Source organism: Exiguobacterium sp. s149 (assembly GCF_018618395.1).
GTDB classification, from domain to species: Bacteria; Bacillota; Bacilli; order Exiguobacteriales; family Exiguobacteriaceae; genus Exiguobacterium; species Exiguobacterium chiriqhucha.
Genome location: NZ_JACSLZ010000014.1, coordinates 38,348 through 47,655, shown reverse-complemented (window position 1 = coordinate 47,655; position 9,308 = coordinate 38,348). Strand labels below are relative to the sequence as shown.

At 54.5% G+C, this 9,308-nt stretch carries 8 protein-coding genes; 3 read left to right on the top strand and 5 right to left on the bottom strand.

Annotated elements, in window-relative coordinates; all coding sequences use genetic code 11:
• Positions 1 to 114 precede the first annotated feature (114 nt).
• Complete coding sequence (locus KNP81_RS14195) at positions 115 to 1,227, bottom strand: PP2C family protein-serine/threonine phosphatase (RefSeq protein ID WP_214720400.1); 1,113 nt, start codon at positions 1,225 to 1,227, stop codon at positions 115 to 117.
• Between the two features lie 161 nt (positions 1,228 to 1,388).
• Between KNP81_RS14195 and ytzI the strand changes: the two genes are divergently transcribed.
• Positions 1,389 to 1,556, top strand: a complete 168-nt coding sequence (ytzI, locus tag KNP81_RS14190) for a YtzI protein (RefSeq protein ID WP_021067657.1) — start codon at positions 1,389 to 1,391, stop codon at positions 1,554 to 1,556.
• A gap of 25 nt (positions 1,557 to 1,581) precedes the next feature.
• On the opposite strand, the gene KNP81_RS14185 is transcribed toward ytzI, so the two are convergent.
• A complete protein-coding gene (locus KNP81_RS14185) occupies positions 1,582 to 3,708 on the bottom strand; it encodes a DNA topoisomerase III (protein ID WP_214720399.1) in 2,127 nt (708 codons plus the stop codon).
• Positions 3,709 to 3,834: 126 nt separating this feature from the next.
• Between KNP81_RS14185 and KNP81_RS14180 the strand changes: the two genes are divergently transcribed.
• Positions 3,835 to 4,704 carry a DMT family transporter gene (locus KNP81_RS14180; RefSeq protein WP_214720398.1) on the top strand — a complete coding sequence of 290 codons (870 nt, stop codon included), beginning with the start codon at positions 3,835 to 3,837 and terminating at the stop codon, positions 4,702 to 4,704.
• On the opposite strand, the gene KNP81_RS14175 is transcribed toward KNP81_RS14180, so the two are convergent.
• The 3 genes from KNP81_RS14175 to KNP81_RS14165 form a co-directional block, all read right to left on the bottom strand.
• A complete protein-coding gene (locus KNP81_RS14175) occupies positions 4,699 to 6,081 on the bottom strand; it encodes an MATE family efflux transporter (RefSeq protein WP_214720397.1) in 1,383 nt (460 codons plus the stop codon). The two genes, KNP81_RS14180 and KNP81_RS14175, sit on opposite strands and share 6 nt — an antisense overlap.
• 81 nt (positions 6,082 to 6,162) lie before the next feature.
• Complete coding sequence (locus tag KNP81_RS14170) at positions 6,163 to 7,416, bottom strand: peptidase U32 family protein (RefSeq protein WP_214720396.1); 1,254 nt, start codon at positions 7,414 to 7,416, stop codon at positions 6,163 to 6,165.
• Between the two features lie 9 nt (positions 7,417 to 7,425).
• The gene (locus tag KNP81_RS14165; protein WP_214720395.1) at positions 7,426 to 8,328 is read right to left on the bottom strand and encodes a peptidase U32 family protein; all 903 of its coding nucleotides are present in this window, start codon (positions 8,326 to 8,328) and stop codon (positions 7,426 to 7,428) included.
• Positions 8,329 to 8,478: 150 nt separating this feature from the next.
• On the opposite strand from KNP81_RS14165, the gene KNP81_RS14160 reads away from it, so the two are divergent.
• Positions 8,479 to 9,273, top strand: a complete 795-nt coding sequence (locus tag KNP81_RS14160) for an SDR family NAD(P)-dependent oxidoreductase (protein WP_251130370.1) — start codon at positions 8,479 to 8,481, stop codon at positions 9,271 to 9,273.
• The last annotated feature ends 35 nt before the right edge of the window (positions 9,274 to 9,308 follow it).

The window sequence follows — 9,308 nt, the reverse complement described above, 5'->3', positions numbered from 1 at the left end:
GCAAAAACACCTCCGATGCTAGCACTTTTTTTAAGTGTACCACTGCGAAGGTGTTTTTATATTGTCTCAAAAATTTAGGTTAGCCCAGTTTCCCGTTGGGGCGACACCATCTTTTTACATCAATTTGACCGTGACGAGACACAAGTCGTCGTCAATCTCGATTTTAGGGACGAGCTGTTCGGCGACGTGACGGGCGTAGTCAAGCCCGTATGACACGACGTCCTTCTCGAGCCAACGGATGCCGTCGTCGATGTCTTTGCTGTAACATTCCATCAATCCGTCCGTATACATATGCATCGTCATCCCCGGTTCGATGTCGACGACGTTTGACTCAAAATTCGGCTCCTCGAACATGCCGACCGGGACACCGGTCGTCTCAAGACGAGTCACGCCCGAGTCCGACGTCACGATGACCGGCGGGTGACCGGCGTTGACGTACTCGATTTGCCGTTTCGTCGTGTCGATATAACAGTAGACCGCCGTGAAATAGCTCTGCATGTCCTCTCCCGAGAACAAGAATGTCATCTGACGGTTCAACTCACTCATCACATCGACCGGATATTGGACGTTGCTGACGAGACCGGGCAAAATCGAGCGGATGCCCATCGTAATCAACGCCGATGAGACACCGTGCCCCATCACATCGAAGATGATGACGCCGTAGCGGTCAGGGGCGACCTGGAACCAGGCGTACATGTCCCCAGCCAGTTTTTTGGACGGCAAGTATAGCGCCCGGACGTCAATCTCATCGTTACTGATGGGCGGGGTCAACGCGCTCTGTTGAATCTTTTGCGCGAGATCGAGGTCGTATTGCAACCGCGCCTCATATTTTTTCCGTTCGTCGACGGCCGCTTTATACCGGAGTGCGGAGCGGATTCGCGCGAGCAGTTCTGTGATTTTTATCGGTTTGGTCGTATAGTCGGACGCTTCGGCGTCGAGACCTTCCGCGATTTGCTTTTCTTCGGTGCGACCCGAGACCATAGTGACGGGAAGCTCTTCATAGCCGCTCATCTGTCGAATCCGTTTGCACGTCTCGATTCCAGAGATGCCTGGCATCTCAACATCAAGCAGGACAAGGTCGTATAGCGACGGGGCTTGCGGGTCCATCAGGAGCGCGAGCGCATCTTCACCACTCGAGACCGAAATCGTCTCATAATCATGTTGATGCAATAATTGTTCGAGAACCATCGTATTGACCGGTTCGTCGTCCACAATCAGAATCGCCATAGTCATCCCTACTTTCTCTGTCAGTGTTCTTCTATACATTATTGTATCATATCTAATCGCTTCATTAGGTATTTCAATGCTGTGACAGTTCGAAGTGGTTCAAAGATGGAGATTCTCTTTTGTTTTTGGCATACTAGAAGTACGAAAGCGAGGAATGCCGCATGGGATGGATATTCGCTGTGAGCGGTTTGATTATCTTGCTCGTCTTGATCGCGTCAATCGTCGTCATTCAAAAAGGATATGCCTATAAAGATAACAAGGACGACATCGTGCTCGATTATGATGAGATCAATCGCCGTATCACTGAAGAAGAACAGCAGAAAAAATAGAGCCATCGGCCGATGGCTCTATTTTTTATTTGAATTCGAAGCGAAGTGCCCCTTTCTCGAGATAAAGCGCAGCATCGAACGTTTTGTCCCCTTTTTTGAACGTATGCACGTTCGATTGCCCACCGTTGATCATCTGTTTCAGCTCATCTTTGGCAATCCCGACACCGAGCACTTGCTTCGACATCGTGAACTTGCAACCTTCGCGGTAGCCGCTGCAGCCGATGAACTTCGGATGCTCGACGAGCCCCTTTCCGCAACTCGGACAGACGCCGAACGAGGCTTTCGGCCGGGACGCCGATTTTTTACCGAAGCGTCGGGCCTCGATCGTGTAGCCTTCCGGGTTCGCCGTCTCGACGCGCGCTTTCGCCTCTTCGACGATATGAATCGACATCTTTTTCGCCTGGTCGATGAATTCGGCGGCCGAGGCTGAGGCCTGCCCGATCTCGTTGAGGCGCTTCTCCCATTTGGCGGTCATGGCCGGCGAGGCGAGGATGCTGTCGCCGAGCACGTCAATCAATAGACGTCCCTTGTCGGTCGGGACGAGCTCTTTCTTTTGCAGGTCGACATAACCCCGCTTCTTCAAACCATCGATGATATTGGCTCGAGTCGCCTCCGTGCCGAGCCCTTCGACTTCTTTCATGATGTGAATCAATTCCTCGTCGTCGAGCTGTTTCCCGGCCACTTTCATCGCCATGATGAGCGCGCCTTCCGTATACCGTTTCGGCGGTTCCGTCTGTTTCGACAGCACTTCGACTTTCTTTTCCGTCAACGGTTCGCCGAGTGTGAGCGCCGGGAGTTCGACGTCTTTGGACTTCATCTCGACGACTTGACGATAACCGGGACTGACGACGACCGTCCCTTTGGCCCGGTACAAGTCGTCCCCATCCATGAGATCGACCGTCGTTTTCTCCAATTTGGCCGGCGGGGCGAACGCCGCCAAAAAACGTCGATTGATCAAATCGTATAGCTTCGCCTCGTCCCCGCTGAGTCGGGCGACATCCCCGCACGCCTCGGTCGGGATGATCGCATAGTGATCACTGACCTTTTTCGCATTGACGTAGCGGCTGTTGCGGGACGGGTTCTCGGTCAACACGTCCTTCAGTCCGGCATAGGCCGTGGACTTCAATAGGCGCGCTTTCGTCTGCGGGAACAACGTCGCCTCGTCCGGTGTGACGAAACTCGAATCGGTCCGAGGATAGCTGATCCAGCCTTTCGTATATAGCTTTTGGGCGATATCGAGCGTCTTCTTCGCCCCGAAGCCGAACCGCTTGCCGGCCTCGGCCTGCAGACCCGATAAGCTGAACCAAAACGGCGGTTGTTCCGTCTTCTCTTCCTTGTCAATGGAATGCACGATCGCCGTCCCGGTCGCCCGGTTGACGACCGCGTCGGCTTGAGCGCGTGTCTTAAGTTTCGTCGTCTTGCCGATCGTGTATTTCGCTTTGAACGTGCCGCGCCCTTTTTGGAGCGTCGCTTCGACCTCGAAATACGGTTCTGGCACGAACTGCTTAATCTCGCTTTCGCGATTGACGATCAAGGCGAGCGTCGGTGTTTGGACACGACCGAGCGAGAATACGTCCTCGATGCCAATCGTCTTCAACAACGTCGTATACGCGCGGGAGGCGTTCATGCCGACGAGCCAGTCGGCGCAGGCGCGACTCATCGCCTCGTGATAGTACGGGACGGTCTGATCGCCCGGTAAGAGCGCGGCGAAGCCGCGGTCGACCGCCTGCTCGGTCAAACTCGAGATCCACAGGCGCGACAACGGTTTTTGATTGCCGGCGAGTCGTAAAATGAGTCGGACGATGGCCTCCCCTTCCCGCTCGGCATCGGACGCGATGATGACGTCGGTGATGGATCGGTCATGCAACCACTTCTTGATCGTCTGGAACGGTTTTGACTTGCCTTTCGAGATGCGATAGTCGAATCGGTCCGGGACAATCGGGAGTGACTCATATTTCCACGATTTCCATTCCGGCTTATAATGGGACGGTTCTTGAAGTTCACATAAATGACCGACCGCCCAGACGACGATGGCACCTTCCGGGAAACGGGCACACGAAGCGATCTCAATCTCGTCTTTTTTCTTTTTGGATGGATACGGCGCAGCCAGCTTTTGAGCTTGCGACGGTTTCTCCGCAATGATTAATCTCATAGGATCCCTACTTTCAAAGTCATCCGAAATCTCTTGTCGGAACGACACTTTCGAGAAAGAATGTATTTTCTTATCTATTCTATAATATCATTAGAAGAGTATGCACAACATAAAGGGGGATGTCTCTTGTCTTATCTTATTTTATTCGCCGCCGTCTTTTTCTTATCGACGAGCGTCTTGTTCGTCAAATGGACGTCCGCACCGGCCGAGACGGCCGCGTTTTACCGGATGCTCATCACCTGTCTGATGTTATTGCCTTTCGTCGACTTCAAGTCACTCCTCCGGACACGGCTCATGACGCGTTACGCCTTGCTGCTCAGCGGGACGTTGCTCGCGTTCCATTTTTGGCTCTGGTTTTTATCGCTCGATTATACAACGGTCGCCAGCTCGACACTGTTCGTCACCTCGAGTCCGATTTTTGTCTTAATCGGAAACGCCTTGATCTTTAAACGCAATCCGACTCGGAAAGGTTTGGCCTTCGCGCTCATCGCTGTCTTAGGAGGCATGCTCGTCGCGGCCGGCGATATTCAACTCGGACGTGAAGCGTTGTTCGGGGACCTGCTCGCCTTAATCGCGGCGCTGCTCATCGCCGGCTATTGGCTCGTCGGTCAACACGTCCGGACCGAGATGAACACGAATACATACTCGTTCAGCGTCTATTTCGTCGCGACGGTCGTCCTTTGCTTCATGCTTCTCGTCCGGGGGACGACGTTCACCGCGTTCGAATCGGTCAACTGGTGGTATTTCCTCGCGCTCGCCTTTTTCCCGACGATTTTGGGGCATAACTTGTTCAACTATGCGCTCGCCCGCGTCAGTGCGACCGTGGTCAGCATCACGATTCTTGGGGAAGCGCTATGGGGCATGCTGTTCGGCTATGTCTTCTTTGAGGAACGCCTCGGCGTCATGCAGTGGATCGGCGCGGCCGTCCTCCTCGGCGGAATCTACTTGTTCCTAAAAGAAGACGCCCGCTCTACCAGAACGGACGTCACTTCATAAATTGGTTGCTTTCGCTTCGATTTCATCTTCCGACGGGCGGAATAAGAGCTTGCGGTCCCACACCGCCATGCCGACCGCCGTCAGGAACGTCATCGCGTCGGCAATCGGGAATGCGAGCCAGACGCCGAACACGCCGAGGAAGTTCGGCAAGATGAAGACGAGCGGAATCGTATAGAGCGTCTGACGCGACAGCGACAAGAACATTGCGACCCTGGCCTTCCCGAGTGATTGATAGATGCCGTTGACGAGCATTTGCACACTCGGGAGGAACGAGACGGCGAATAGCACATGAATCGCCGTCACACCGCCGGCGATCAAGTTGGCGTCGGTCGTGAACATGCGCATCAACTGTTCCGGGATCAATTGGAGCGTCAACCAGATGATGACGGCAATCGCAATCCCGGCCCGCATCGCCGTCCAAATCGTCTCCCGCATCCGATTGAATTGTTTGGCCCCAAAATTGTAGCCGACGATCGGCTGCATGCCTTGGACGATGCCCATAATCGGCATGCCGACGAGCGCCATGAATTTATTGATGATCGCGAAGATGGCAAGTTCCTCGGTCCCCCCATACGTACCGAGCATGACGTTGACCGCGACGAACAAAATCGACTGCGACACCATCATGATGAACGAAGACGAACCGATCGCCATAATCTCCTTCAATTCGCCGAACCGTAATCGGAACTTTCGCCATTGGAAATCGAGATCGGTGCGGCGATTTTTTGCGAAAAAGAAACGGAGCATGAGCACCGACCCGACGACTTGAGCGAGCGCCGTCGACCAAGCCGCCCCGTATATGCCCCACCCGAACGTGAAGATGAACAACGGCGTCGTCACCAAGTTGACGACGACGGTCGTGAGCATCACTTTCATCTGATAGGGCGCCTGCCCTTCGGCACGCACCATCGCGCTCGCCGCCAGCGTGAACATGAAGAACGGCGAGCTGATCAACACGACCGATAAGTATTGTCGGCTCAATTCCATGATGGCTGATGTCGCCCCGAACACTTTCAAAATGTCATCCAGCATGAAGAAGGCGGAACTGACCGCGAAGGCAGCGAACACGCCGACGAGGACGAGGACGTTCAAAAACGTGACGGCGGCACCGGCATCGTCGCCTTTACCGAGTTTCCGTGAACTAATGGACGCCCCGCCCAATCCGACCGCACTCGAGACGGCCATGAGAATCATTTGAATCGGGAACGCGATCCCGATAGCAGCCACGGCAGTTGCCCCGATGCCGCGGGCGACGAAGATCGTATCAATGATATTGTACAGTGCCGTCACCAGCATCCCGATCATCGCCGGCAGCGACAGCTTGAACAGCAAGCGGCCAATCGGGTCGGTCCGGAGCTGCTCCGTATTTTGATTCATGCTTCCATCCCCTTTGTCGTCTATGTTAACAGGGTAGCAAGATTGGATGGAACGGTCGACTATGTTGTCTTGCCGGATGTGTCAGACGTGACTCGGTTCGTGTGTGTTCACGACACCGGCTTTTCGCTTGCGCATGATGAAGTCGGTCGCGACCGGTCGCTCGACCTTGACGCGTACCGTCATCATCGCCTGGTTCGCCGTCTCAAGTCTTTCCCCTGATTCATCGTACAGTTCCTCGATTCGTTGCGAGAAATGGACGAAACCGGGACCGAAGAACTCGACTTCTTCCCCGCGTCGGAAATGGTTCCGTTGCTCAAGTGTCGCCAGCTGTGTCGACGCATCGTACGAGATGACGCGGGCCGCGAACGCATATTGCGGGATGGCGCGCGGTTTGCCGAACAGTTGCTCGTTCTCGGTCGGGACGCCGTAATAGAATCCGGTCGCGAGTTCACGTTGCGCCGCTTTCCAAATCTCTTCTTCCCAGGTCGGATCGAACACGAAGCCATCAGGATCGTCACAGTACGCATCGATGACTTGCCGATAGACGTTACAAACCGTCGCCACGTAATGAATCGATTTCATCCGGCCCTCGATTTTCAAGCTATCGACACCAGCCTCGACCAAATCCGGGATATGGCGCACCATCGCCAAATCGACTGAGCTCATCGAGAACGGTTCTTCGTCACGTGCCGCCATCTCATCAGTCAATAGCTCATCCGCTTCAAAGAAGCCGTATTTCCAACGGCATGACTGGGCGCAACCGCCACGGTTCGCATCACGAAGTGCCATATGGTTCGACAGCGTGCAACGACCCGAGTACGAAATGCACATCGCCCCATGGACGAACGTCTCAATCTCGACATCGACTTGGCGCTTCATTTCTCTAATCTCTTCCATCGATACTTCTCGGGCGAGGACGATTCGCTCCAACCCTTCCTCTCGCCAAAAGCGAAGCGTCTCATAGTTCGTCGCCGATGCCTGCGTCGACAGATGGACCGGCAGCCCCGGAGCATCCGTGAGACAAACCTCAATCATGGCCGGGTCGGAGACGATGACGGCATCGATGCCGATATCACGGAGTTTACAGAAAAACGCTCCTGCGCCATCGATATCCCCTTCATGGGTGACCATATTCGCGGCGACGTATACTTTCGCCCCACGTTCATGGGCGAACGCGACGCCCTCGGCCATCTCGTCATAGCCGAAGTTGCCGGCCCGCGAGCGGAGCCCGAACTGTTGCCCCCCGATAAAGACCGCATCCGCCCCATACAAAATCGCCATCTTCAATTTTTCTAAATTGCCGGCCGGTGCTAATAATTCTGGTCGTTTTTTCATGTCGATCCCTCACTTGATCTCTTCTGGATTTCGTAACAATAATCCCGTCCCGAGCCGGAATTGTTCCGGTTGCAGTTCGGCGAGGCGCCGTTCCATGCCGAGACGGTCGAAGCGACCGTTCAACAAATCGGAGCGGGCCTTATCAAACAGGCGGACGATGTCGACGAACGCGTCACCCGCGTGCCAGCCCTCGAGCTTCCACGTATGCAATCCACCCGTCAATAGGACGGGCAGTTGTCCCATGAGCGTCAAATCCTGAGAGAACACATGCGTCCCGTTTTCGTCTTCATACACCGGATAGCGGCTCGTCGCATCGGATGGTTCACTGACGTAATATTCACGCATGCCCGCCTGGTCACTCGGCCGACCGATTTCTTTGAAATAGTTCGTCAACAACGGGCGCTTCGAGTGGTGGATGCACGTCGGGCCATACACTTGAACTTCGACCGGCAATCCGATTTGCTGTTGAATCAGTCCGAGTTCGACCAGCGTCACTTCCCGGGCCGCGATGGCCCCGATGGCATCGCGCTTTCCCCAAAATTGAATGTGTCGGGCCGACGTGACGAGCGTTTGAGCATCATACCAATAGGGGATATTTGCATTACGGATTAAGCGGATGGCGCCCGGGTCACCGGCCGTCACACTATCGATTCCGATGTCTTTCAATGCCGTTAAATAATCAGGCAACGTCTCAATCTGATGATTGTGCATCAAATTATTGACGGCGACGGTCACTTCTTTGCCATAACGGTGGGCGATGGCTGTGACTTCCCGCACAGCCTCCAACGACCAATCCCCCTTGTGGCGTAACCCGTATGTTGCTTCTCCGATATAGATGCGGTCAGAACCGGCCATCATTAGTGCCTCGGCCTGTTCGACGCTCTGTGCTGTAGTCACTAGCTGAATCATCATCTGGTTTCTTCTCCTCACTTTGTGAGCCTAATCACATATTCTCGCTATACTCTAGCACATGTTTTGACGGGATGACCGAGCAGGAATTTAACAACTCGTGAAGAAATCAGTAACAATGTATGACTTTTTACATCGAAGGAGTGAACGATTTTGACAAAAACAGCCTTAATCACTGGATCCTCGACCGGAATCGGACTCGACCTTGCCGTCTTAGCGGCGCGGGATGGATTTGATTGCATCCTCGTGTCTCGCAACGAGCCGCGGTTACACGAATTAAAAAAAGTACTCGAGAAGCGTTACCGTGTCAGCGTTCATGTCTTCGCCCTCGACTTGTCTGAACATCAGGCCGTAAAAAGGCTGACGAGTGCGATTGCCGACGCCGGGCTGACGGTCGACTTTTTAATCAACAACGCCGGTTTCGGGACGGCCGGCGAGTTCATCGAGCTCGATGCCGAGACCGAGGCCGAAGAAGTCCGTTTGAACGTCAACGCCTTGACGGAATTGACGAAAGCGTATTTGCCGGGCATGGTGGAACGGAACCATGGCTACGTGTTGAACGTCGCCTCGGTCGCCGCCTTCCAACCAGGTCCGTATATGGCGGTCTACTATGCGACGAAGGCGTACGTATTATCACTCACCGAAGCGCTGCATGCCGAGATGAAAGGGACTGGCGTGCATGTGAGCGTCCTCTGTCCGGGGCCGACCGATACCGGTTTCTTCAATCGGGCCGGCAGTGAGATGATGGTGTCGAAAATGCCGTCTCATCTCGTCGCCTTCTTCGGCTATAAAGGCGTGATGACCAACAAACGTGTCATCGTGCCGGGCGTCTCGAACCAACTGCTCGTCGCCGCGGCCAAGCTGATGCCGCGTGCGGTCAGCCTGGAGATATTGCGCCGCTTCCAAAAACCATCGGATGGCGGATCGGAAGAGGCGTCAACGGTCTGAAGTGATGTTGTATGTAAAAAAGGAGGAGGTCCCCG